The organism is Salinicola endophyticus (assembly GCF_003206575.1).
GTDB lineage: Bacteria > Pseudomonadota > Gammaproteobacteria > Pseudomonadales > Halomonadaceae > Salinicola > Salinicola endophyticus.
The window spans coordinates 1-24,867 of sequence record NZ_PZJO01000007.1 but is presented as its reverse complement, the minus strand read 5'-3'; the positions used below and the strand labels follow the sequence as shown (position 1 = coordinate 24,867).

The 24,867-nt window shown below is 63.9% G+C and carries 21 protein-coding genes; 10 read left to right on the top strand and 11 right to left on the bottom strand.

Going from position 1 to position 24,867, the window contains the following annotated elements; translation table 11 throughout:
- Position 1: 1 nt before the first annotated feature.
- Positions 2-772, bottom strand: coding sequence for an ABC transporter ATP-binding protein (locus DOM66_RS15085; protein ID WP_110690746.1), 771 nt, complete (start codon positions 770-772; stop codon positions 2-4).
- A gap of 343 nt (positions 773-1,115) precedes the next feature.
- Positions 1,116-2,960 carry a translational GTPase TypA gene (gene typA / locus DOM66_RS15080; protein ID WP_110675360.1) on the bottom strand — a complete coding sequence of 615 codons (1,845 nt, stop codon included), beginning with the start codon at positions 2,958-2,960 and terminating at the stop codon, positions 1,116-1,118.
- Between the two features lie 479 nt (positions 2,961-3,439).
- On the opposite strand from typA, the gene DOM66_RS15075 reads away from it, so the two are divergent.
- Together DOM66_RS15075 and DOM66_RS15070 are read left to right on the top strand one after the other, a co-directional pair.
- Positions 3,440-5,014 (top strand): TerC family protein, encoded by a 1,575-nt coding sequence (locus DOM66_RS15075; protein ID WP_110675375.1) that lies wholly within the window; start codon positions 3,440-3,442, stop codon positions 5,012-5,014.
- Positions 5,015-5,043: 29 nt separating this feature from the next.
- A complete protein-coding gene (locus tag DOM66_RS15070; RefSeq protein ID WP_110675361.1) occupies positions 5,044-5,580 on the top strand; it encodes a nucleotidyltransferase family protein in 537 nt (178 codons plus the stop codon).
- A 217-nt stretch (positions 5,581-5,797) separates the two neighbouring features.
- Here DOM66_RS15070 and DOM66_RS15065 read toward each other — a convergent pair whose 3' ends face one another.
- Positions 5,798-6,793, bottom strand: a complete 996-nt coding sequence (locus DOM66_RS15065; protein ID WP_157959066.1) for a polysaccharide deacetylase family protein — start codon at positions 6,791-6,793, stop codon at positions 5,798-5,800.
- Positions 6,794-7,236: 443 nt separating this feature from the next.
- Here DOM66_RS15065 and glnA point away from each other — a divergent pair, with 443 nt between their 5' ends.
- The 6 genes from glnA to DOM66_RS15035 all read left to right on the top strand — a co-directional run bounded on the left by glnA (position 7,237) and on the right by DOM66_RS15035 (position 14,243).
- Positions 7,237-8,643, top strand: coding sequence for a glutamate--ammonia ligase (gene glnA, locus DOM66_RS15060; protein WP_110675363.1), 1,407 nt, complete (start codon positions 7,237-7,239; stop codon positions 8,641-8,643).
- Between the two features lie 182 nt (positions 8,644-8,825).
- Positions 8,826-9,413 (top strand): DUF4124 domain-containing protein, encoded by a 588-nt coding sequence (locus DOM66_RS15055; RefSeq protein ID WP_157959065.1) that lies wholly within the window; start codon positions 8,826-8,828, stop codon positions 9,411-9,413.
- Positions 9,414-9,636: 223 nt separating this feature from the next.
- Positions 9,637-10,680: a nitrogen regulation protein NR(II) gene (gene glnL / locus DOM66_RS15050; RefSeq protein WP_110675365.1), complete on the top strand. Its 1,044-nt coding sequence runs from the start codon at positions 9,637-9,639 to the stop codon at positions 10,678-10,680.
- Between the two features lie 136 nt (positions 10,681-10,816).
- Entirely contained in the window at positions 10,817-12,226 is a 1,410-nt protein-coding gene (gene ntrC / locus DOM66_RS15045; RefSeq protein WP_110690743.1) for a nitrogen regulation protein NR(I), read from the top strand.
- Positions 12,227-12,314: 88 nt separating this feature from the next.
- Positions 12,315-12,404: a helix-turn-helix domain-containing protein gene (locus DOM66_RS20100; protein ID WP_110675376.1), complete on the top strand. Its 90-nt coding sequence runs from the start codon at positions 12,315-12,317 to the stop codon at positions 12,402-12,404.
- Between the two features lie 90 nt (positions 12,405-12,494).
- On the top strand, positions 12,495-14,243 hold the full coding sequence (locus tag DOM66_RS15035) for an alpha-amylase family glycosyl hydrolase (RefSeq protein WP_110690742.1): 1,749 nt from the start codon (positions 12,495-12,497) through the stop codon (positions 14,241-14,243).
- A gap of 51 nt (positions 14,244-14,294) precedes the next feature.
- Here DOM66_RS15035 and DOM66_RS15030 read toward each other — a convergent pair whose 3' ends face one another.
- Positions 14,295-15,404 (bottom strand): cobalamin-independent methionine synthase II family protein, encoded by a 1,110-nt coding sequence (locus tag DOM66_RS15030; protein WP_110690741.1) that lies wholly within the window; start codon positions 15,402-15,404, stop codon positions 14,295-14,297.
- 274 nt (positions 15,405-15,678) lie between these two features.
- Between DOM66_RS15030 and DOM66_RS15025 the strand changes: the two genes are divergently transcribed.
- Both DOM66_RS15025 and DOM66_RS15020 read left to right on the top strand, forming a co-directional pair.
- Positions 15,679-16,542: an isocitrate lyase/PEP mutase family protein gene (locus DOM66_RS15025; protein WP_110675369.1), complete on the top strand. Its 864-nt coding sequence runs from the start codon at positions 15,679-15,681 to the stop codon at positions 16,540-16,542.
- A 135-nt stretch (positions 16,543-16,677) separates the two neighbouring features.
- Positions 16,678-18,012 carry a deoxyguanosinetriphosphate triphosphohydrolase gene (locus tag DOM66_RS15020; RefSeq protein WP_110690740.1) on the top strand — a complete coding sequence of 445 codons (1,335 nt, stop codon included), beginning with the start codon at positions 16,678-16,680 and terminating at the stop codon, positions 18,010-18,012.
- 192 nt (positions 18,013-18,204) lie between these two features.
- Here the strand turns inward: DOM66_RS15020 and DOM66_RS15015 are convergent, their stop codons facing one another.
- The 7 genes from DOM66_RS15015 to DOM66_RS14985 all read right to left on the bottom strand — a co-directional run bounded on the left by DOM66_RS15015 (position 18,205) and on the right by DOM66_RS14985 (position 24,752).
- Positions 18,205-18,921, bottom strand: coding sequence for an Imm52 family immunity protein (locus tag DOM66_RS15015; RefSeq protein WP_110690739.1), 717 nt, complete (start codon positions 18,919-18,921; stop codon positions 18,205-18,207).
- Between the two features lie 24 nt (positions 18,922-18,945).
- Positions 18,946-19,611, bottom strand: coding sequence for a Tox-REase-5 domain-containing protein (locus DOM66_RS15010; protein ID WP_110690738.1), 666 nt, complete (start codon positions 19,609-19,611; stop codon positions 18,946-18,948).
- Positions 19,612-19,687: 76 nt separating this feature from the next.
- A complete protein-coding gene (locus DOM66_RS15005; RefSeq protein ID WP_110690737.1) occupies positions 19,688-20,404 on the bottom strand; it encodes an Imm52 family immunity protein in 717 nt (238 codons plus the stop codon).
- A gap of 24 nt (positions 20,405-20,428) precedes the next feature.
- Complete coding sequence (locus DOM66_RS15000) at positions 20,429-21,178, bottom strand: Tox-REase-5 domain-containing protein (RefSeq protein ID WP_157959064.1); 750 nt, start codon at positions 21,176-21,178, stop codon at positions 20,429-20,431.
- Between the two features lie 41 nt (positions 21,179-21,219).
- A complete protein-coding gene (locus tag DOM66_RS14995) occupies positions 21,220-21,582 on the bottom strand; it encodes a hypothetical protein (RefSeq protein WP_110690735.1) in 363 nt (120 codons plus the stop codon).
- Positions 21,579-22,121 carry a DUF4123 domain-containing protein gene (locus tag DOM66_RS14990; protein WP_110690734.1) on the bottom strand — a complete coding sequence of 181 codons (543 nt, stop codon included), beginning with the start codon at positions 22,119-22,121 and terminating at the stop codon, positions 21,579-21,581. The genes DOM66_RS14995 and DOM66_RS14990 overlap by 4 nt, the downstream gene beginning before the upstream one ends.
- Positions 22,122-22,127: 6 nt before the next feature.
- Complete coding sequence (locus DOM66_RS14985; RefSeq protein ID WP_110690733.1) at positions 22,128-24,752, bottom strand: type VI secretion system Vgr family protein; 2,625 nt, start codon at positions 24,750-24,752, stop codon at positions 22,128-22,130.
- Between the last annotated feature and the right edge of the window lie 115 nt (positions 24,753-24,867).

Below are 24,867 nucleotides of genomic sequence, written 5' to 3'. Positions count from 1 at the left end.
CCTAGGCCGTGGCGGCCCCGAAATAGGCTTCGATGACCGCCGGGTCGTTCTGGATCTGCGCGATCGGGCCCTCTATCATCACCTGGCCCTGGGCGAGCACGATCACCGGATCGCACAGCCGCGCGATCATGTCCATGTCGTGCTCGATCACCAGGAAGGTGTAGCCGAGTTCCTGGTTGAGGCGTTCGATGTTGCCCATGAGATCACCCAGCAGGGTGCGATTGACCCCGGCGGCGATCTCGTCGAGCAGCACCACGCGGGCGTCGGTCATCATGGTGCGGCCCAGCTCGAGCAGCTTCTTCTGCCCGCCGGAGAGGTTGCCGGCCAGCTCGTTGCGCACGTGGGCGAGGCCGACGAAGTCGAGTACCTCGAGCGCGCGGCGGCGGGTCTCGGCTTCCTGGCGGCGGACCTCGCCCGGCTTGAACCAGGTGCTGAAGAGGTTCTCCCCCTCCTGCCCGGGCGGCACCATCATCAGGTTCTCCAGCGCGCTCAGGTGGCTGAACTCGTGGGCGATCTGAAAGGTGCGCAGCAGCCCCTTGTGGAAGCGATGATTGGCGGTGAGATGGGTGATCGGCTCGCCGTCGAGCAGGACCTCGCCGCTATCGGGCATGAGGCTGCCGGCGATGATGTTGAACAGCGTCGACTTGCCGGCGCCGTTGGGGCCGATCATGCCGGTGATCGAGCCGCGGGCGACCTGGATGGAGCAGTCGTCGATGACCGTCAGGCCGCCGAACGACTTCTTGATGTTGCGGACATCGATGATCGGAGTCATCGGCGTCTCCCCTGCAGCTTTGTTGATGTTGTGTTGTTGCTGGCGTACTGGATGTGCGTTGTCTTGGGCTAGCGTCCTGGGCTCGAGTGTCTGTCTCAAGTATCTGTCTTGAGAGCCTGACTCGAGAGCCTGACTAGCGTGCTTCTGTCATGCTTCCTGTCGCTTTTGAGGTGAGATGTCGGGTTGGCGCTTGCCGCTTTCTTGGTCGCTCAAACGCAAGAAGGCGGCAACTCGCAGGGGCATCGCCGCCGCGGGAGGGCAGGCCAGAGCCTGCCGCCGCGACGCCGATGGGTGCGAGTGCCGCCCATCTTAATCCGATTTCGAATCGTGTATCAGCCTTTCCTCAATTCTTCTTCGCGCGCTTACGCTCGTTCTCGGTCAGGTACTTCTTGCGCAGACGAATGAAGTTGGGAGTGACTTCCACCAGCTCGTCGTCGTCCAGGAACTCGATCGCCTGTTCCAGCGAGAAGCGCACCGGCGGGGTCAGGACGATGTTCTCGTCGTTGCCGGAGGCGCGCATGTTGTCGAGCTTCTTGGCCTTGGTCGGGTTGACCACCATGTCTTCGGCACGGTTGTTGATGCCGATCAGCATGCCTTCGTAGACCTCGGTGCCGTGCTCGACGATCAGCTTGCCGCGCTCCTGCAGGGCGTAGAGCGCATAGGCCAGCGCCTTGCCGGAAACCATCGACACCAGCACGCCGTTGCGGCGCTTGATCATGGCGTCGGGCTTGAGCGGGCCGTAGTGGTCGAAGCGGCTGGTCAGGATGCCGGTGCCGGAGGTCAGGGTCAGGAACTGGCCACGGAAACCGATCAGCCCGCGGGCGGGGATGATGAAGTCCAGGCGCACGCGGCCCTTGCCGTCCGGGTTCATGTTGGAGAGCTCGCCCTTGCGGTAGCCGAGCTCTTCCATCACCGCACCCTGGTGCTGCTCTTCGCAGTCGATGATCACCTCTTCGTACGGCTCCTGCTTGACGCCGTCGATCTCGCGGATGATCACCTCGGGGCGGCCCACGGCCATCTCGAAGCCTTCACGCCGCATGGTCTCGATCAGGACCGAGAGGTGCAGTTCGCCGCGGCCGGAGACCTTGAACTTCTCCGGGCTGTCGCCCTGCTCGACGCGCAGCGCCACGTTGTGGATCAGCTCCTGGTCCAGGCGCTCCTTGATGTTGCGGCTGGTGACGAACTTGCCGTCCTTGCCGGCGAACGGCGAGTCGTTGACCTGGAAGGTCATCGAGACGGTGGGTTCGTCGACGGTCAGGGCCGGCAGCGCCTCGACCGCGGCGACGTCGCACAGGGTGTCGGAGATCGCCAGATCCTCGATCCCGGTGATGCAGACGATGTCACCGGCAGTGGCCTGCTGGGTCTGCACCCGCTCCAGGCCCATGTGGGTCATCACCTGGCCGATCTTGCCACGGCGGGTGTTGCCCTCCTTGGTGATCACGGTGATCTGCTGATTGGGCTGGACGCTGCCTCGCTTGATGCGGCCGAGGCCGATGACGCCGACGTAGCTGTTGTAGTCGAGCGCCGAGATCTGCATCTGGAAGGGGCCGTCGAGTTCGACCTTGGGCGGCTCGACGATATCGACGATTGACTGGAACATCGGCGTCATGTCGTCGGCCAGCTGGTCCGGCTCCATGCCGGCGATGCCGTTGAGCGCCGAGCAGTAGATGATCGGGAAGTCGAGCTGGTCATCGCTGGCGCCGAGGTTGTCGAACAGATCGAAGATCTGGTCGATGACCCAGTCCGGGCGCGCGCCGGGGCGGTCGATCTTGTTGACCACGACGATCGGCTTGAGGCCCTGGGCGAACGCCTTCTGGGTCACGAAGCGAGTCTGCGGCATGGGGCCGTCGACGGCGTCGACCAGCAGCAGCACCGAGTCGACCATCGACATCACGCGCTCCACCTCGCCACCGAAGTCGGCGTGTCCCGGGGTGTCGACGATGTTGATGTGGTAGTCGCGGCCGTTGCCATCGTTCCACTGGATGGCGGTGTTCTTGGCCAGGATGGTGATGCCGCGTTCCTTTTCCTGGTCGTTGGAGTCCATGATCCGCTCCTGGCCTTCCGCTTTGCGGTCCAGGGTGCCGGATTGGCTCAGCAGCTTGTCGACGAGCGTGGTCTTGCCATGGTCGACGTGCGCGATGATGGCAATGTTGCGGATGCTCTCGATGCGAGCGTCAGTGTCACTCATGGGGCGGTATCCATATAAATGTGTGCGCCCACGTTGGCTGTCGATCGCCTTTTGACACGGGATCGACGAATGACCCTGGGCACGGGTAGGAAGGTCGGCCGCGCATTGTACAGGCAAGGGCGCGAGACTGGCTACTTTCGTCGTGTAGACAGCGGAAGTCGTTGGTCTTGATGGCAGTTTCCCGCGCGGGCGATGACATTTCGATGGCGATCGCCGCCGATGCCGCCACACGACGGGATTCCCTTTGGCCGCTGCCGGTCCTAGACTGGCCGCTTCATAGTCAACGAGGGACCTGGCTTGTCCACGTCTAACGACGACGGTTGTCGTCGCTCCACCGCGTTTTTTCTCTCCGCGCCGCTGTGTTTCCCGGCGCACTCCCGATCCCGCTCGCGTGTTCGCCGCCGGCGACCCGGCCAGCCCCCAGGGGCGGCTTGCGTGACTGCATCGAACCGCTTCACCACAGAGGCTGAGCGGCGATGATGGCGTGGTTCGAATTCTCCTGGATGCTCGAGCCGGCCGCCTGGGCGGGGCTTCTGACCCTGGTGATCATCGAGATCGTGCTGGGTATCGACAACCTGGTGTTCATCGCGATTCTCGCCGACAAGCTGCCGCCGGCGCAGCGCGACCGTGCCCGTGTGCTGGGGCTGTCGCTGGCGCTGGTCATGCGCCTGGTACTGCTGGCGGCGATCTCCTGGCTGATGGGGCTGACGCGGCCGCTGTTCCGGCTGTTCGAGCACGGCTTCAGCGGGCGGGACCTGATTCTGATCGGCGGTGGCCTGTTCCTGATCTACAAGGCCACCAGCGAGTTGCACGACCACCTCAACGCTGCCACCGCTCATCAGGGCGGCAATCGTGGCCACTACGCCGCCTTCTCGGTGGTGGTGGCGCAGATCGTGGCGCTCGATGCGGTGTTCTCGATCGACTCGGTGATCACCGCGGTCGGCATGGTCGATCACCTGATGGTCATGATGATCGCGGTGATCATCGCGGTGGGGCTGATGCTGCTGGCGAGCAAGCCGCTGACCCGCTTCGTCGGTGAGCACCCCACGGTGATTCTGCTGTGCCTCGGTTTTCTGCTGATGATCGGTTTCAGCCTGGTGGCCGAGGGCATGGGGCTGCACATTCCCAAGGGCTATCTGTATGGCGCCATCGGCTTCTCGATCCTGATCGAGCTGATGCACGAGTGGCGTCGGCGGAACGAAGATCGCGCCGGTGCTCGCCTGGGGGCGCGTCGGGCCCGCACCGCGGATGCGGTGATGCGGCTGATCAGCGGTGGCGACATGAGCCTGGAGCAGCGCGCCGGCGAGCACCCGGGCGACACGGGCGATGACGCCGAAACGGCGGTCTTCGGTGCCGACGAGCGGCGCATGGTGCGCGGCGTGCTGTCGATGGCGGACAAGCCGATCAGCGCGGTGATGACCCTGCGTCGCGATCTCGACTGCGTCGATCTGGACGAGCCGTTTAGCGTACAGCAGGCGCAGCTGCGCGAGAGTACCCATGCCACCCTGGTGGCGATTCGGGGCGGCGAGCGCGACGCACCGCTCGGCGTGGTGCACAAGAAGCGTCTGATCGACACCCTGCTGACCCAGGCGCCGCTGGCGCTGGAAACCCTGGTCGAACAGCCGCTGGTGCTGCTCGAAAACACCAGCCTGGTCGAGGCGCTGCGGCAGTTCCAGCGCAGCGGGGCGCTGATCGCCTTCGTGGTCGACGAGTTCGGTACCCTGGAGGGGGTGGTCACCCTGTTCGATATCCTCATGGATATTGCCGAGGAGGACCCGCAGACCCAGGGCGCTCAGGCCAAGATCCGCCGGGTCTCGGAGGATTGCTACGAGATCGACGCCAGCGAGGATGTGGTCGACGTCAACCAGCAGCTGCCCGAGCCGCTGCCGCTGGGGCGCAATTACACCAGTCTGGGTGGTCTGGTGGTCGACCGCCTCGAGACCCTGCCCTATATCGGTGCGCGGGTGGATATCGAGCGCTGGCGTATCGAGGTGCGCGATGTCGAGCGCCATCGTATCCGTCGGGTACGGCTGTGTCTGGCCAGCCCCGAGTGAGCGCCGAGGCGGCGGCGAACCTCGCTGCCATGCGCCTGTTGGTCTGGATCGCCCAGGACCCACTGCGTATGGCCGCCCTCCAGCAGGCGCGTGAGCTGGCACTGCCGGATGCCTGGCTGGCCGCCGGCTTCGTGCGCAACTGTGTGTGGGATCGGCTGCACGGGTACGCGCAGCGCACGCCGTTCAACGATATCGATCTGATCTTCCACGATCCCGACGACACCCGTGAGGCACGCGATCGAGCGCTGAGCGAGCAGCTGCGCGCGGCCAGCGGGCTGCCCTGGTCGGTCAAGAACCAGGCGCGCATGCACCAACGCCACGGCCACGCGCCCTACGCCTCCGCGAGCGATGCGATGCGCTACTGGGTCGAGCGCGAGACCGCAGTGGGCGTGCGTCTAGAGGCGTCGGGGGCGCTGCGGCTGAGTGCCCCGCTGGGGCTCGACTCGCTGCTGGCGGGGCAGCTGTCGCATAACCCGCACCATGGGGATGCGGCGGTGTTCTACCAGCGTATCGCCGCGAAAGGCTGGCGCCAGCAGTGGCCCAAGCTGTGGGTCATGCCGGCCTGAGGCTGGCGGGCCGAGCGCACCCCTTTTCCGGAAGAGCGCTCTTCATGAAACGCGCTTTTCATGACGTGCCCTTTTTTCAGAGAGTGTCCTTTTTCAGAGAGTGTCCTTTTTCAGAGAGTGTCCTTGTCAGGCAGCGTTCTTGTCATGAAGCGCCCTTGTCGGGAAGCGTTCTTGTCAGACAGCGTCATTGTCAGACAGCGTCATTGTCAGAAAAAGCCTAGTGGGGCAGATGCCCCAGCAGCCAATCAAACAGTTTTCCCGAACTGTTGGCGAGGGGCTGGCCGATGACGAAACGCGGCAGCCGCCGGGTGTCGCTGCTGGGATCCAGCCAGCCCGGCGCACGCGTCAACCAGCGGGCATCGGCATCGAGCCGGGTGAAGCGGTCGAGCGTTTCGATATCGCCGGGGTCGGTGCAGGCGCGGATGGTCAACGGCTCGCGACACAGCCGTGATAGCCGCTGCTGCCCGGTCTGCAGCGCGCGCCGGGCATCGGCGCTGGCGCCGAGCGCGGCGACGTCGGTCAACTGTCCGAAGCGCAAGAGCCCGGCCTGATCGAGTCGGCGCACGCTGAAAGCATCCAGCGCCGGCTCCATCTTCTCTCTGCCTGCCAGCTCCTCCTGCCACAGCGTCTGGGCGATCTCCTTGAGACGTGGCGCCTGTGCCGCTGGCTGCGCCTGCAGGCACTCCGCGATGGCCTGGCTCTTGCGCTCGTCCTGCCCGCCGCGGGGCGCGCCCGGCAGGCCGAGCTCGGCGAGCCGGGTCGCGACGCGGCCGTGGGGGCTCTCGTCGTGCCAGAGCGCCTCGGCGATCAGCGCGCGGTCCGGCATCCACGGCTGGCGGACCGTCGGGTCGGGAAGAAAGACACTGGCGGGGAAGGCCAGGCGTTCGAGCAGCGGATGTACCCGCGTGGCGACGTCGCGCCAGCCACCGTCGATGGTGAGGGCGATGCGTGGCAACTGATCGTGATGGAGCTGCAGGGCGCTCTCGAGACTGACGATCTGGGCGCTCTCGGTAAGGGTGGCGATGAGGTTCGCCAGGCTCTCCGGCCCCAGACAGGTGTCGCGTCGATGCGGCAGGCGGGCTTCGTCCTCGCTGTCGAGCACGCGGTTGAGCGCCAGGATGGCGCTGCGCCCCCATAGCGGCTCACTCAGGCTGCGCCGCCAATGGCCGCGCAAGCGTTGTACCACGTCCTGTGGTCGATCCAGCCTGGGCATGTGTAGCCTTCCGTGATCAGGGAGCGACGGTGGCGGCGAAGGCGCCCTCTCTCCCCCAGTATCTCTGTCCTGCTCGCCGTGGAAAAGGGGCGGGGCGCAAACTTGCACCGTTAAAGGATGCTTCAATTTGGTGCATTTTGGCCTTTTAGCTGACCTTTTTGGTGCGCTGGCCCGCTCATGACGCACCAGAATGAACCTGAAGCCCTTTTTAGACGATTTTAGTGCATCGAGGATTTGGCAAAAAAAGACGCTATTACAGCGGGTTATTATGCTTGTATGCGTGTCTGCCTCATTTTGGCACATTACTTGCTCATGTTTCGTAACACGCTTTATCGATCCGCGGGCAGCGGTTGCACGCATGGGCAAGCGCCCGGGTCACATGCTAAAAAGCGGTGTTGGACATTCGCCAACGAATCGAGCCATGGCTCACAGTGGAGGACAACATGTCTGAGAAAACCCTCGCCCTTATCGAAGAACACGACGTCAAGTGGATCGATCTGCGCTTTACCGATACCAAGGGCAAGGAGCAGCACGTCACCATTCCGGCCAGCGCCGTCGACGCCGAGTTCTTTGAAGATGGTCAGATGTTCGACGGTTCTTCCATCGAAGGCTGGAAGGGCATCAACGAATCGGACATGATCCTGCGTCCGGAAGACGGTACCGGCTTCCTCGACCCGTTCACCGAAGACGCCACGCTGATCCTGCGCTGCGACATCATCGAGCCGGCCACCATGCAGGGCTACGAGCGTGATCCGCGCTCCATCGCCAAGCGCGCCGAAGCCTACCTGAACAGCACCGGTCTGGGCGACACCGCCTTCTTCGGCCCGGAGCCCGAGTTCTTCATCTTCGACGAGGTCCACTTCAAGTCCGACATCGAAGGCTCGATGTACAAGATCACCTCGGAAGAGGGTGCCTGGTCCACCGATCGCCAGATCGAAGGTGGCAACCTGGCGCACCGTCCGCGCGTCAAGGGCGGCTACTTCCCGGTGCCCCCGGTCGACAGCTTCCACGACATCCGTAGCGCCATGTGCAACACGCTGCAGGCGATCGGCCAGTCGGTCGAAGTGCACCACCACGAGGTCGCCAACGCCGGCCAGAACGAGATCGGCGTCAAGTTCAACACCCTGGTGAAGAAGGCCGACGAAGTTCAGGAACTGAAGTACGTGGTCCACAACGTGGCGCACGCCTACGGCAAGACCGCGACCTTCATGCCCAAGCCGCTGGTCGGTGACAACGGTTCCGGGATGCACGTCCACCAGTCGTTCTGGAAAGATGGTCAGAACCAGTTCGCGGGTGACGAGTACGCCGGCCTGTCCGAGATGGCGCTCTACTACATCGGCGGCATCATCAAGCACGCGCGTGCCCTGAACGCCTTCACCAACGCCTCGACCAACTCCTACAAGCGTCTGGTGCCGGGTTTCGAAGCGCCGGTCATGCTCGCCTACAGCGCGCGTAACCGTTCCGCCTCGATCCGTATTCCGTACACCTCGAACCCGAAGGCCAAGCGTGTCGAGACGCGCTTCCCTGACCCGACCGCCAACCCGTACCTGGCGTTCTCGGCGATGCTGATGGCCGGCATCGACGGCATCAAGAACAAGATCCATCCTGGCGATGCCATGGACAAGAACCTCTACGACCTGCCGCCGGAAGAGGGCAAGAAGGTTCCGACCGTCGCCAGCAGCCTGGATCAGGCCCTGGAAGCGCTGGACAAGGATCGCGCCTTCCTGACCGAAGGTGGCGTCTTCACCGACTCCATGATCGATGCCTACATCGAGCTGAAGGGCGAAGATGTCGAGCGTCTGCGCATGACCACGCACCCGGTCGAGTTCGAGCTCTACTACAGCCTGTAAACGACGGCCAGTGAGCGAAGATCCGTGAACGATAGCGTTCGCGCTCGACGACAAGCCCCACTTCGGTGGGGCTTTTTCGTCTGCGGCCGATAGAGAGCGGAAACGGCAAGCGGAGAGGCACTCTGATGGGTAGCGACAGGCAGCGTGGGACTCGGCGCGGGTGGCGCCGCCGCGGACGGTTCATGGCAGGAGCGCTGGTGGGCGTCATGACCGCCGCCGGGGTGACGGGCGCGGCGCTGGCGTCGCCGGTCTACCGGCATATCGATGCCCAGGGCAACGTGGTCTACAGCGACCGCCCGAGCGGCGGCCAGCGGGTCGAGCTGGCGCCGATCAGCGTGGTCGACCCGCAGGAACCGGCCGAGGGCGCCGCGGGGGCGGCAGTGACACCGCGCAAGACGCCGGCGTCCGAGGCGGCAGCGGCCTACTCACGCTTCGAGATCTTGAGCCCCGCCGACGGCACGACCCTGCCCACCGGGCGTGCCGGTGACGTCCAGGTGCGCCTGGCGATCCAGCCGCCGCTGGCCTCCTCCGATCGGGTACAGCTGCGCGTCGACGGCGAGGTGCGCCAGTCGCCGATGCGTACCCAGGTATTCGCGGTGAGCGGCCTGGACCGCGGCGAGCACCAGCTACTGGCGGAGATCGTCGACGATCAGGGCACGGTGCAGCTGGCCACGCCGCCGGTCACGCTCTACGTCCAGCGCGCCAGCGTGAATCTGCCCGCCAACCCGAATCGGCCAGCTCGCCCGAATCGCACCGGCGGCTCGAATTGAGCCGCTCATCCGACTCGAACGATGCGTGGGTATCGGTCTGTGAGCGGGAAGCGAGCCAATGAGACGGGCCTGCGGCAGGGTGTCGTTCCGCGCCGGGTGCGCCATTTTGGTGCATCCGCGATAGGATAGCGCAGCGTCCAGGCCGCCAAAGCCCGTCGGTGGGGAGGTGGCGCGGTTCTTGCACTGCTTCAGGACATGGCGGATCACCACGATGGAACGACGTATGTATCAACGCTTGCTGGAACATCTGACGACTGCGGTCGTGCTGCTCGACGAGCGGCTCCAGGTGCGCTGGCTCAATCCCGCCGCCGAAGCGCTGCTGGCGGCCAGCCGGCCACGGGTGGTGGGGCATTGGCTGGAGTGCCTGGAGGGCGAGTCCGGGCGCGTGCGCGAAGTGTTGAGCAAGGCGATGCACGAGTTCCACCCTTACACCCAGCGCGAGGCGTCGCTGTCGCTGCCCGGCGGCGAGACGATCACCGTCGACTTCACCGCGACCCCGATCACCAGCCGCGAGCTGCTGGTTGAGATCGAGCCGCGCGACCGGTTGCTGCGCATCTCCCGCGAAGAGGCGCTGATCGCGCGTCAGGAGACGGTCAAGGTGCTGACCCGCGGGCTGGCCCACGAGGTCAAGAATCCGCTGGGGGGCATTCGCGGGGCGGCCCAGCTGCTGGAGCGCGACCTGCCCGACCCGCAGTTGACCGAGTTCACCCGCATCATCGTCGAGGAGGTCGACCGTCTGCGCGATCTGGTCGACCGCATGCTCGGCCCCAACACCCTGGTGCGCCACGAGTCGCTCAACGTGCACAAGGTGCTGGAGCGGGTGCGCGCACTGCTGGAGGCGGAGCATCCCCGGCTCGCCTTCGAGCGCGACTACGACCCCAGCGTGCCGGACCTGATCGGCGACGAAGCGCAGCTGATCCAGGCCACGCTCAACGTCGCGCGCAATGCGGTCCAGGCGATGACCGAGCACGCCACCCCGGAGCCGCGGCTGCTGCTGCGTACCCGGGTGCGGCGCCAGTTCACCCTGGGTGCGGAGCGTCATCGCCTGGTGTGCGAGATGGCGATTATCGACAACGGCCCGGGGATTCCTGCGCCGATCCGCGAGACGCTGTTCTTTCCCATGGTCTCCGGACGCGCCGAGGGCAGCGGCCTCGGGCTCTCCATTGCGCAGTCGATCCTGCACCAGCACCAGGGCCTGATCGAGTGCGAATCGCGCCCCGGGGCCACCGAGTTCCGTCTGCTGATTCCGTTCGAGGCGCCGGCTTGAGCGTCTCTCGCCATCCCCGGGGGCGCGCAAGGACGCGCCCTGCCGCAGCCGCTACGAGTGCGATTCATTCCGTCGCCACGAGCGAGATTCATCCCCTCGTCGCGAGCGCGACTCATCTTAGTGCAGGAGGAGTGTCATGACCGATGTCGCCCGTATCGTGATCGTCGACGACGATCGTGCCATCCGCTGGGTCCTGGAGCGGGCGCTGGCGCAGCCGGATCTGGAGGTGAAATCCTTCGACCGTGCCGATGCCGCGCTGGAGGCGATCGAGCGCCAGGCGCCGGAGGTGCTGCTGACCGATATCCGCATGCCGGGGCTCGATGGGCTCGACCTGATGGCCAAGGTGCGTGAGATGCACCCGGACCTGCCGGTGATCGTGATGACCGCGCACTCGGATCTCGACAGTGCGGTGGCCTCCTACCAGGGTGGGGCCTTCGAGTATCTGCCCAAGCCGTTCGATGTCGACGACGCCCTGGCGCTGGTGCGCCGCGGCGTCGCCCACGCCCGTGAGCGGCGCTCGCCGGCGGCGCTGCCGGAGGGGCTCTCGGCGGAGATCATCGGTGAGGCGCCGGCAATGCAGGAGGTGTTTCGCGCCATCGGCCGGCTGTCGCAGTCGCATATCACGGTGCTGATCAACGGCGAATCGGGGACCGGCAAGGAGCGGGTCGCCCAGGCGCTGCACCAGCACAGCCCGCGCCGCGGGCAGCCGTTCATCGCCCTCAACATGGCGGCTATCCCCAAGGATCTGATGGAGTCGGAGCTGTTCGGCCACGAGAAGGGCGCCTTCACCGGGGCCACCTCCCAGCGTCGCGGACGCTTCGAACAGGCCGACGGTGGCACCCTGTTCCTCGACGAGATCGGCGATATGCCGGCCGACACCCAGACGCGGCTGCTGCGGGTGCTCGCCGACGGCGAGTTCTATCGGGTCGGTGGGCACACCCCGGTCAAGGTCGACGTGCGGATCATCGCCGCAACCCACCAGAATCTGGAGACACTGGTCGCCGACGGGCGCTTCCGCGAGGATCTGTTCCACCGCCTCAACGTGATCCGCGTGCACCTGCCGCGGCTCGCCGAGCGGCGCGAGGACATCCCGCGGCTGGCCCAGCACTTTCTCGCCGAGGCGGCCAAGGAGCTCGCCACCGAGCCCAAGGTGCTGACCCAGGAAGCGACCACCCATCTCACCCGGCTACCCTGGCCGGGTAATGTGCGCCAGCTCGAGAATACCTGTCGCTGGCTCACGGTGATGGCCTCGGGACGCGAGGTGCTGGTCGACGATCTGCCGCTGGAGCTGCGCGATCTCGAAGGTCTGGAAGCCCCCAGCGGCGACTGGCGCGCGGCCTTCCGCGAATGGGCGGATCGCGCCCTGGCGGCGGGTCACACCCACCTGCTCGAGGAGGCGGTGCCGGATTTCGAGCGCATCCTGATCGAGACCGCGCTCAAGCACACCGGCGGGCGCAAGGGCGAAGCCGCCGAGCTGCTGGGGTGGGGGCGCAACACCCTGACGCGCAAGTTGAAGGTGCTGTTGCCGGCGCTGGCGGACGACTGAAGCCCGGAGTTCGTGCCGCTTGTCAGAGTTCACGAGCGCATCCTGATCGAGACCGCGCTCGAGCACACCGGCGCGTGCTCTCCACAAGATCGGCGAAGCCGCCGAGCTGCTGGGGTGGGGGCGCAACACCCTGACGCGCAAGTTGAAAGTGCTGTTGCCGGCGTTGGCGGACGACTGAAACCGAATTTAACCTCGATCAGAAAAGCGGCTAGTCTGACACGACGCCCGGTGCCGAGGCCGGGCGTGAATCCATCACCCAGGGGATGTCATGAGCGAGAACACCGCCTGGTGGCGTGGCAGCGTCATCTATCAGATCTATCCGCGCAGCTTCATGGATGCGCGTGGCGACGGGGTCGGCGATCTGCCGGGTATCACCTCGAAGCTCGACTACGTTGCCGAGCTGGGGGTCGATGCGATTTGGATTTCGCCGTTCTTTCCCTCGCCGATGAAGGACTTCGGCTACGACATCACCGACTACCGCGGCGTCGATCCGATGTTCGGCTCCTTCCACGATTTCCAGATGCTGCTCGAACGCGCCCACGAGCTGGGGCTCAAGGTGATCATCGATCTGGTGTTGAGCCACACCTCCGATCAGCACCACTGGTTCGTGCAGAGCCGCAGCTCGCGCGACAATCAGAAGGCCGACTGGTACGTCTGGGCCGACCCCAAGGCCGACGGCACGCCGCCCAACAACTGGTTGTCGTTCTTCACCGGCAGCGCCTGGACCTTCGACAGCCGGCGGCGCCAGTACTATCTGCACAACTTCCTGTCGTGCCAGCCAGATCTCAATTTTCACAATCCGGCGGTGCGCCGGGCGCAGCTCGACAACGCGCGCTTCTGGCTCGACATGGGGGTCGATGGCTTTCGTCTCGATACCTCCAATTTCTATTTTCACAGCCAGGGGCTCGAGAACAATCCGGCGCTGGGTAGTGGCGAGCTCAAGACACCCAGCGTGCCGGCGTCCAACCCCTACGCGATGCAGCGCCACCAGTTCGATATCAGCCAGCCCGAGAACCTCGGTTTCCTGCACGAGCTGCGTACGCTGATGGAGGAGTACCCCGGCACTACCACAGTGGGCGAGATCTCCGATGATCGCCCGCTGGAACGGATGGTGGAGTACACCACCGGTAGCGATCGCCTGCACATGGCCTACACCTTCGATCTGTTCGATGCGCGCTTCGAGGCCAAGCAGCTACGCGATGTGATCGAGCACTTCCAGTACTACGCCGTCGATGCCTGGCCGTGCTGGGCGCTCTCCAACCATGACGTGATGCGGGTGGTCTCGCGCTGGACCGATCACGAGCATCTGGAGCAGCACGGGCCACTGGTGGCGAAACTCGCCACGGTGATGCTCTGTTCGCTCTACGGCAGCGTATGTCTTTATCAGGGTGAGGAGCTGGGGCTGCCCGAGGCCGACGTGCCCTACGAGCGGCTGGTCGATCCCTACGGCCTGGCGCTGTGGCCGGAGTACAAGGGGCGCGATGGCTGCCGCACGCCGATGCCGTGGAGCGAGGGTGATCGTGGTGGCTTCTCCAGCGTCGAGCCGTGGCTGCCGGTGGATGTCCACCACCGGCGCCTGTGCGTGGATCGTCAGCTGGCCAGTACCGATAGCACCCTGAACGTGACCCGCGCCTTTCTGCACTGGCGCAAGGCGCAGTCGGCGATGGTCGACGGCACCTTGATTCTCTCCGACTTCGATGACGAGCTGCTGGGCTGGCTGCGTGTCTCCCGCGATCAGGCGATCCTCGCGGTGTTCAACCTGACCGCCGAGACCCGCATCACCGGGCTGCCCGAGGGGGCTGGCGAGATCATCTACCGCCAGGGCTTCAGCCCTGAGCTGAAGGAGGGGCAACTGACGCTGCCGCCGTTCCAGGCGGCGTTCATCGAGATCGCTCGTGACAGCATCGACCCGCAGGCGCTGATCGAGCAGGAGCCGGATCTCGAGCGCAAGGGTTTCCTGAGCCGCCTGCTGAGCTCGCTGATGGGACACGAAGAGGACAGCGCGCGACCGAGCTGAGGCCGCGCGCCGCCTGGGCGAGCGCAGTACGTTTCAGACCGTGCCGAAGGCTCAGGCGCCCCAGTAGTCGCGGGCCAGATCCACCACCAGGCGCACCTTGTCCCACTGTGCCTGCTCGGCCAGGTCGTTGCCCTCCTCGGTGGAGGCGAAGCCACACTGCGGGCTCAGGCAGAGCTGCGACTTGGCGACGAAGCGGCTGGCCTCGTCGAGCCGGGCGCGCACGCCGGCGGGGTCCTCGAGATCGCCTACCTTGGTGGTGACCAGACCGAGTACCGCCTGCTGATGACCCTCGGGGACGAAGCGCAGCGGGTCGAAGCTGCCGGCGCGATCACTGTCATACTCCAGGAACCAGGCATCGACGCCGACCTGGCCGAACAGCGTCTCGGCCACCGGCTCGTAGCCGCCTTCGCTGATCCAGGTGGAGCGGAAGTTGCCGCGACAGACGTGCAGCGAGACGAACAGGTCGTCGGGCTTGTCGGCGAGGGCGTGGTTGAGCATCTCGGCGTAGATCGCCTGCAGTCGATCCGGGTCGTCACCCCGGGCGCGGGCGGCTTCGCGCTCCTTCTCCGAGCAGAGGTAGGCCCACACGGTGTCGTCGAGCTGCAGATAGCGGCAGCCGGCAGCGTAGAAGGCATGCACCGCGTCGCGGTAGGCATCGGCGGTATCGGCGAAGAAGGCGTCCAGGCTCGGATAGACGCCACTGTCGATCTTTTTGCGGCCACCGCGGAAGTGCAACACGCTGGGGCTGGGGATGGTCATCTTGGGCATCGCCGTGGCCACGTCGGCCAGATAGCGGAAGTGCCCGAGCATCGGATGGTCGGGGTTGAAGCCGACCTTGCCGTCGACCCGGATCTGCTTGGCGCCGGTCTGGATGCCCTGGAACTGGATACCCTGATCCCCGGCGAAGCCGGTGACGCCGTCGAGCTGTTCGAGAAAATCGAAGTGCCACCAGGCGCGGCGGAATTCGCCGTCGGTCACCACGCCGAGGCCAGCCGCCTCCTGTTGTTCGACCACTCGCCGGATTTCACGATCCTCCACTGCGGCGAGCGCGGCTGCATCGATCTCGCCCTGGTGATACTGGGCGCGGGCGGTTTTCAGCGCGGCCGGACGCAGGAAACTGCCGACGATATCGGCTCGGAATGGGGGATGCGCTTGTGACATGGCATTTTTCTCCGGTAGTGAGGCGACGGCATGCTAAGGCTGCTAATAGTGGGCGATCAGTACGACTGATACCAATGAAGGCGCCTCAAGTCGATCATGCAGCGCGCTCAACTTGGGTCGCTATTCACCGTGGCTGACGTCTGGTGGTAAGACTTTAGTGGTAGAATTGCCGGCAGCCTGAGCCAGCCCGTCGCGCGACCGCGCGCCCGTTCGCTTTTCATCCTTTACCACCGCGCGTGATTCGAGGCGCGGGGCGACATGACAGGAGTCTTTCGTGACGACACCTTCCCAGCACGATCTGCGCAACGCCTTCCGCCAACTGTTGGCCCAGGATGAGTGCTACTACACCGCCTCTGTGTTCGATCCGATGTCGGCGCGTATCGCCGCCGACCTGGGGTTCGAGGTGGGTATCCTGGGCGGCTCGGTGGCCTCGCTGCAGGTGCTGGCGGCGCCCGACTTCGCCCTGATCACGTTGAGCGAGTTCGTCGAGCAGGCGACCCGGATCGGCCGCGTGGCGCGGCTGCCGGTGATCGCCGATGCCGACCACGGCTACGGCAACGCGCTCAATGTCATGCGCACCATCACCGAGCTGGAGCGTGCCGGGGTGGCGGCCCTGACCATCGAGGACACCCTGCTGCCGGCGCAGTATGGCCACAAGTCCACCGACCTGATTCCGGTCGAGGAGGGCGTGGGCAAGATGCGTGCTGCGCTCGAGGCGCGTATCGACCCGGCGATGGCGATCATCGCCCGCACCAACGCCGGTCAGCTCGATGACGATGCCGCCGTGGCGCGGATTCGTGCCTATCAGGCTGCCGGGGTGGATGCCATCTGCCTGGTCGGTGTGCGCGATTTCGACCACCTCGAGACGCTGGCCTCGGTGGTGACCGTGCCGCTGATGCTGGTTACCTACGACAACCCGGCACTGCGCGACCGTGCCCGCCTGGCCAAGCTCGGGGTGCGCATCGTGGTCAACGGCCACGCCGCCTACTTCGCCGCGATCAAGGCGACCTACGACTGCCTGCGCGAGCAGCGCGATATCGCCACCAACGACCTCGATGCCTCGCGCCTCTCCACCCGCTACTCCACCCTGGAGGAGTACCGCATCTGGGCGCGTGAATACATGGATGTCAAAGAGTGAAGGCACTCGATGCCTGACGCCCAGTGGCTGATGCCAACAACGCGGCCGGCTTGGCTTCGCCGCCGCGTGGCGGCATGCTAGTTTCGTACGCCGCCTAGGCCGCTCTCACACGATGCCGCACAACGGGAGACACCGATGACCGCCATGCACTGGGAGCGCCTGCTCGACCCCGTGCGCCTGCACGACGCCCGCACCTCACGTGGTGAGGTGGGGCGTAGTCCTTTCCACAAGGACTTCGACCGCATCGTCTTCTCCGGTTCTTTCCGGCGTCTGGGGCGCAAGACCCAGGTGCACCCGCTCACCGACAACGATCATATCCACACCCGGTTGACTCACTCGCTGGAGGTGGGCTGCGTCGGCCGCAGCCTGGGCATGATCGTCGGCGAACAGCTACGCGAGCGTCTGCCCGAGTGGGTCAGCCCGGCAGATCTGGGGGTGATCGTGCAGGCGGCCTGTCTGGGGCACGATATCGGCAACCCGCCGTTCGGCCATGCCGGCGAGTACGCCATCCGCGACTGGTTCAAGTGGACCGAGCAGCAGGGCGGCGGTTTGCTCGATGGGCTGGACGAGGCCGAGCGTGCTGACCTGCTCACCTACGAAGGCAACGCGCAGGGCTTTCGCATCGTCACCCAGATCGAATACAACCAGTTCCGCGGCGGCATGCGGCTCTCGGCGGCGACCCTGGGTACGCTGCTCAAGTATCCGTGGACGGTCGAGCACGGCGGCAAGATGGGCAAGTTCGGCTGCTACCAGTCGGAGAAAGCTCTGCTGGCCGAGGTGGTCGATCGTCTCGGCATGAAGCCGGCCGGCGACTCCAAATGGTGCCGCCACCCACTGGCCTATCTGGTCGAGGCTGCCGACGACATCTGCTATGCGCTGCTCGACCTGGAAGATGGCCTGGAGATGGGCATTCTGCGCTTCGATGAAGTCGCGGAAGTGCTGCTGCAGATCGCCGGAGAGCCGCCCAAGGGATATCCGGGGATGCAGGAGGGGGGGGTCTCCCAGCGCCGCCGTATCGCTGCCCTGCGCGGAGCGGCGATGGAGCGCGCGGTCAACGAGGTCGGCGATGTGTTCGTCCAGCACGAGCAGGCGCTGCTTAACGGCACCCTGACCGACGACCTGCTCGAACTGTGCCACCCGGACCTGGCCTGGGGCGTGGCCGCGGCCAAGCAGCTCGCGCGCGAGCGCATCTTCCAGAACGAGCGCAAGGCCAAGCTGGAGATCGGCGCCTACACCACCCTGGGCATCCTGCTCGAAGCCTTCATCGGCGCCGCCCACGAGCTGCACCACACCGGCCAGTCATCCTTCAAGCACCAGCGCGTGCTGGCGCTGATCGGTGAGAACACCCCCAAACCCTCCTGGTCGCTCTACGCCAGCTACCGCCGCATGCTCGACTTCATCGGTGGCATGACCGACCACTACGCGGTCGAACTCGCCCAGGAGATGGGCGGCCGCCTCAAGGGGGATTGAGGTGGGCGATGTAGGCAGCCTGCTGGAAACTCGATAAGGCAGCGGCGAGAACCGCCGCCGTCCTACTGGGCTTTGTCTGCTCCACGTGGCTGGCTTCTGCTCGACGATGTCGATAGACTCGCCGCTGGTGCCGAGGAGAGAGTGGCCGGTCCATGTGTTTTGCACAGACCGGTTTGATGCCGCCAAAACCGATCAAACTCCTCGTTCTGGCAGCAGACCTCTATCGGCCAGAAACACCTCTGTCGCCCGAGCCAGTTTGATATGTTCCTCATTGTCCGGGTCGAACGGCTCTTTGGTGGTCACGATCAGGGTGCCGATACCCGGCAGATACTCGGCGAGCGCGACAAAGGGCATCTCGTTGCTCAGATCGACATCCGGCACCAGGGCCATCCAGCCGACCCACATGCGATGAGGGAAGGCAGCATGAGGACGATAGCGGCGAGGGGCTACGTCTGCCCACTGGGGTGGAATGACGCCGGCCAGATGTCGTAAGCAGTTGGCAAAGACCTGCCAGTAATTTGGCCAGTCGGTTTGTTTGAGCAGTCCAGTATCTATAAAGAAAGCTCCCGAGCCTCCCCCGCCCCAAGAAAAGCCGTTCTCGGTATAGTGATATTTTTTTTCCTCCATGCTGAAATTTCCGTAGGAGGTGAATGATATAAGACCCACTCCTTTATAGTTATGGTTGAATTGGCGAACATCGCTGATGGCAAGCTGAACAACCCTGGCTCGTTCGTGTACGTCCAGTAATACCCCGCGATCATCATCAGCATAGCGCCACTGACTCAGCACCAGGTCTTCCTGGTTGATCGCATCAAGCATGGCAATCCAATGGTCATAGACGACTTCCGCTGTCATTGGTTCCTTGACGGGAGGGATCATAAAACGCAGTACCGATCCGGCGTAACTCATATAATGCTCTCTCCGTCAATGAGATTAAAAAGATTCGTAGACGCACGGAACAGGCAAAAATCTGTCATTGAACTGCTCCTCGACATAATTTCTCACCACTTCATCCGAAAAATACCAGGATAGCTGGGCTGGCGGAGTATTGCCCTTGATGGTGTCGTATTGTTGGCTTGCTTGAGTGGGAAAGCCCTTTATTGCTTTCGACATAAAATCCAGCTGTTTCCCTTGGCTATTGACAATTTCCCTGGGCTGCCAGCGACCTAACCAATCCTGCTCCAGAAATTGCCGGTAGCCATACTTGGCCTCGACCAGCGTGCAACTAGCCGACCAAAATCCATCGAAATCGACGCCGCTGAATCGCCACTCCTCGATCCGGTTGGGCCCCACGATAGCAAAGGTCGGTCCGCCGCCCATATTGGCGATCTTCAACTGGTATTCGGGCCAACGCCCGTCCCCCGTTTCGAATCGCCGGCCTGCAATGAATGTGCTTCCTCTTTTTCGGGGTTCACAGTCGTTGCAGTCCTCGTTGGTGTCGGTATCGCTGACCTCACCCGCGACCGGCCGTGAGCGCGTGTCGCTGCCGCTTTCTGAGGCCGTGTCGTTCAGTACACCGACCGCGGTAAGCGCCTCGCGCGTGATTGCGAGGTTGTCATCCACCGCGGAGGTCAGGACTTCCTTGCCGACCTCCGCCATGGCGCTGCCGGCTTTTGAGGGATGAGGTCTTGGATACTCGCGGATAGGGCAGACAGATTCGTGGGGCTAAAACCGATCAAACGCCTCGTTCTGGCAACAGCTCTCTATCGGCCAGAAACACCTCGGTCGCTCGGGCCAGTTTGATGTGCTCTTCGTTCTCGGGATCGAACGGCTCTTTGGTGGTCACGATCAGGGTGCCGATACCCGGCAGATACTCGGCCAGGGCGACAAAGGGCATCTCGTTGCTCAGATCGACATCCGGCACCAGTGCCATCCAGCCGACCCACATGCGATGAGGGAAGGCAGCATGAGGACGATAGCGACGGGGGGCTACGTCAGCCCATTGGGGCGGCATAATGTCGGACAAATGTCGCAGGCAATTGGCAAAGACCTGCCAGTAATTCGGCCAGGCAGTCTGTTTGAGTCGCGTGTTTCTTAACGAAAAAACTCCTGAACCCTCTCCTCCCCAAGAAAAGCCGTTCTCAGTGTAGTGGCATTTCCTTTCCTCGACGCTAAAGTTGCCTCGACATGCAAATGATATCAAGCCCATTCCGTTATAACCGCGTTCAAACTCTCTCACCGACTTGATAGCATCCTTGACGACCCGAGTTTTTTCATGGACATCAATGGATATACCTTGTTCACCATAGGCATAGCGCCAATGGCTGAACACCGGGTCTTCCTGGCTGATCGCATCGAGCATGCTGATCCATTGATCATAGACAGCCTCCGCTGCCATCGGTGCTACGGCAGGCGGAATCATGAATCTCAGTACTGCACCGGAATAGCTCATTTTTCAATTTCTCCTTTTATTTGATCACGGCGATTCGTAGATGCAGGGTACTGGTAACTCTCTATCCTCGAACAGCTCAGAAACATAATCCCGTACTATATTGTCCGAAAAGTACCAAGTCAGGCTGGCAGGAGGCATATTGCTTTCTATCGTTTTGTGCTGTCGATCAGCCTGGCTTGTAAATTTGTCAAACGTCTTCGACATGAAATCCAACCGCTGTCCACTGCTATTGACAATTTCTCGTGGCCCCCACTCCCCATCCAGATCCTGCTCCAGAAACTGCCGGTAGCCATACTTAGCCTCGACCAGCGTGCAACTGGCTGACCAAAATCCATCGAAATCGACGCCGCTGAATCGCCACTCCTCGATCCGGTTGGGCCCCACGATAGCAAAGGTTGGTCCGCCGCCCATATTGGCGATCTTCAACTGGTATTCGGGCCAACGTCCGTCCCCCGTTTCGAATCGCCGACCTGCAACGAATGTGCTTCCTCTTTTTCGGGGTTCACAGTCGTTGCACTCCTCGTTGGTGTCGGTATCGCTGACCTCACCCGCGACCGGGCGCGAGCGAGTGTTGCTGCCGCTTTCTGAGGCCGAGTCCTCCAGCACACCGACCGCGGTGAGCGCCTCACGCGTGATCGCGAGGTTGTAATCCACCGCGGTGGTCAACACTTCCTTGCCGGCCTCTGCCATGGCGCTGCCGGCCTTGGAGAAGGCACCGGTCTGCGATTCGATCGTGGCGGCTGCCGTGCCGGCACCAACGACACCCAGCAGCATCAGTGCCTCGTATCCTCCGAGAATCACAAGGGGAAATACCATCAATCACCTCCTTGGTGGGTGGTACTGGCTGGGGGCATCTCGATCAATGCCAGCAGGTCCTGGGCGAGCAGGTCGGGCGACTGCTCACTCTCCCGGAAATAGCGAGTGACTGCCTCGCCTTCGATCAACGCCGGGGCACTCAGACCATAGAGCATGTACTTGTGAATCAGCTCTTTGCGCGTCATGCCAAAGCCGGTGGCGCGGTCGTAACCCTGGCCCAGGACCTTGGCATGTGCCTGCGGCGTCTGTTGCTGATAGAGCGTGGGTAGGCGCGATTGCAGAAACGCTATCGCCTCATCGATCATCGCCTGTCGCTCGGGTTGGCGCAGCCGTCGCTCCTGATCCGGTGTCAGTTCGATCATGATGTCGCTTCCTGTACTTCGCCAGCGGGTTGAAATACCTGCCGCTCGTTCATGACACGAACACTCCAGTAGCGAATGGGGCCGAACAGCGTGTGCCGCTGATCCTCGTCCAGCAGTTGCATCAGCCTGGTGAAAACCCTTGGGTCGTAGTAGCGCAGCAGGGCGAGGCCACCATCGGGCAAGCGCATGTCGAGCTGCTTTTGCAGATGAGGGAAAAGATCGTTTTTCGCGCCCTCGTCGACCCATAGCCAACTGAAGGCAGCCATCTCCCGGTCTTGTTCGATCAGCGTGGCGAGTTCGGCATCGCGCAGGCCATTCAAGGGCACCAGATGGGGCGCAATGGCGGAGAAACTCTGTTCGGGCGTGTTTTGAAACAGGCTGCGCGAGCCGCCGCGGCGATGGATCGGCAAGACGGTGTCCTGCGTTCGCCGGTCGATCGACAGGTCGATCAGCAGATAGCCAATGAGCGCTTCTTCGTCAGCCTGCTCGAATAGGTGCTGCAGCCGCGCGTCGGCTTTTTCGAGACTTACATCGTTCATCGGGCATCATCGACGCAGATACGTCGCCCCCTTCTCAGCGGCTTCCAGCAGGCATGAGTAGCAGAGCGGTTCACGCGGCAGCGCATCGAGCGGAACCTGGAGACTCGTCGGCCCACCGAAGTTGTGCTGTGCCCCCTTGAAGTCCGCAGCACCTGGGCAGTGCACTTCGATATTGCCGCCTTCGATGCGGATATAACCGCCGCCGCTCTGTAGCAGGATGCCGTTCTCGGCCTGGACTTCGATACGGCCTTCGGTGGAGGTCACCTGGACGCCTTTCTCCGCGGTGAAGGCCATTTCGCCATCCTGCGCCTGCAATTCGACCTTGCCGCGGGCGGCGAACAGCTTCATGCCGGCACGGTAGACGAACAGCGAGAGCTTCTCGGAAATCGAGGCGACCAGACTCTTGCCGGTGGCGACGTTGACGTCCTCGCCGCTGGAGACACTCAGCGATCTGCCCTGGGCCAGGTGGGTCGATTCCGGCGTGCTCATCGTGATGCCGGCGGGCGAGGCCATATGCAACCAGGGCGCTTTCATGCGTGCCGCTTCGCCGCGGCCGCCGCTGTCGGTGGCGCCACGGGCATTGCTCTGATCAGCATCCGCAAGCTGTTCGCTAGTGCCGTAGCGATCGTCGGCGTCTTCGCCCGCCTGCTTGAGATGCTCGCGCGCGTCGAGGGCGTCAGCGTTGTGGTCCGCCGCACTCTGGCTGAGGCTGTCGCTGAGCTGGTAGGCGCTGTCGAGCTGCTGCCGTGCCGGCGTCAAATCGAGCTGGTCACCGCTGGCGCCGAGCTGGCCCCAGCTAGAGAGATAGAGCCCCTGGTTGGCGCGGATGGCGCCATAGGCGTCGGTGCGCAGTTCGAACCCGGTGCCGCGGAAGGCGCCGCGGGTGTTGCCAGTCTGGTGGATCAGGTAGCCGAGGTTGAGCTGGCTCTTCTCGGCTTCGGAGTTGAGGCGGACGCGTTCCTGGTCGGTGGCGTCGTCGAACACGAGTTCGTTGTACTTGCTGCCGCGGTAGGTCTTGCTCTTGAACCCGGAGAGCAGGCCGTGGCTGTGCCAGTCCGGCGTCTGCTCGCCGTTGTAGACCCGGCCGGTGATCAGCGGGCGGTCGGCGTCCCCTTCGAGAAAGTCGACCAGCACTTCCTGGCCGATACGCGGTACGAAGACGCCACCCCAACCGGCGCCGGCATTGGGTTGGGAGACCCGCAGCCAGACGCTGGAGTTTTCGTCGCTCTGCCCCTGGCGATCCCAGTGGAACTGCACGCGTACCCGGTTGAGGTGATCGGTGTGGATCTCCTCATTGGCCGGGCCGACCACGGTGGCGGTCTGGGGTCCGCCGATCACCGGGCGATGGTGGGTCAGCGGGTGACGGTAGGGCTGGCTAAGGCGTTGGGCCTCGAGATCGACCAGAAAGTGACCGGTGCCGCCACTCATGTAGTCGGAGAGACGGTCGCTATCGCCTTTGTCTTCCAGCCCGTGCGCCTTCTTGGCGGCGTCGAGCTGGGGCTGCAGGCTGCCCGGTAGCGCCTGGAGCTGGGCCGAGACCGGCAGGGCGTTCTCGGCATGCACGGTCACCCCGAGCAGCAGGAACTGACGCTCTTCTTCGCCACCGGTGTCGTGCAGCGGATGCTGGGTAAGCTCGAACCAGCGCCCGGCCTGGAGCTGGCGTGCGCCGCCGCTGCCACGGAAGCGCTTGGCGCGGGATTCATGCGATTCGAGACGGTTTTCGGTCAGCCGCTCGCCGCGCTCATAGCCGTGGTAGTAGTACTCGCCGGCATAGTCATAGAGCTCGGTCTTAGGCAGGTTGCCCTGGTCGCTCAGGGTATCCAGCCCGGTGCGCTTGGGAAGCCGGGGCTGCTTGTAGTCGAAGGTACCCACGCTGACCCGGGTGGGCTGCTGGGTGCGCACGCCGCCCCACTGGGTCAGCGCATCCTCGCGCTCGGTGGCCGCCTGGCGGTGGAAGCGGATCGCCTGGGGGCTGACCGCCTGGGTGGTATCGACATCGTCGGTAATGACCAGCCGGTGGCCGTCGAAACCAGACTCCGCGGCGTTATTCTGGCCCTCTTCCGCCTCGGATGACTGCCCCGAATGCTCGAAGTAGTACCATAATCCTTCCTCTTCCAAGAGGCGGCTAACGAAGTTCAAATCGCTTTCGCGATACTGCACGCAGTAGCTGCGCGCCGGGTAATCACGACGCAGATCGAAGCGGTAGCGACCCTTGGCCAGTTCATGGTCGTCGAACACCGCGGTGAGCACATCGACGACGCTACGGTCCTGGAAAATGCGGCTGTCGCGGCCCAGGCCGAGCATCGTGAGCCACGGCACCAGGGTGAGCTGGTAGTAGGTGACGCCCCCATCTTCACCCAGCAGCGCGGCTTCACTGACCAGACCGTGCAGCGGGCGGTAGCTGCCATCGGCCTGCAGGATCGACAGCCGTGCCGGCTGCGCCATCAGCGTCTTGAGTTCGATATCGCCCTGCTGGGAGATGCAGTCGAGGGTATAGGTGAAGGGCGCGCTGAGGCGCTCTTCGCCCACCAGCCGATGGGGCACGAGGGCGGTGCCGGCGATATCGAGGGTCAGCAGCCGCTGCGACTGCGACAGGTCGATGTCGAAGGTATCGAGGAGATCGTTGAGCATGCGGTTTTCCTGATCGCGGTGGCCGAGCCGGTCGACGATTATCAGAGGATCAGGATAACGCATCACTGACGAAATGTTTGTAGGAGATATGCTACGGCTGGCGTGAGATATCCGC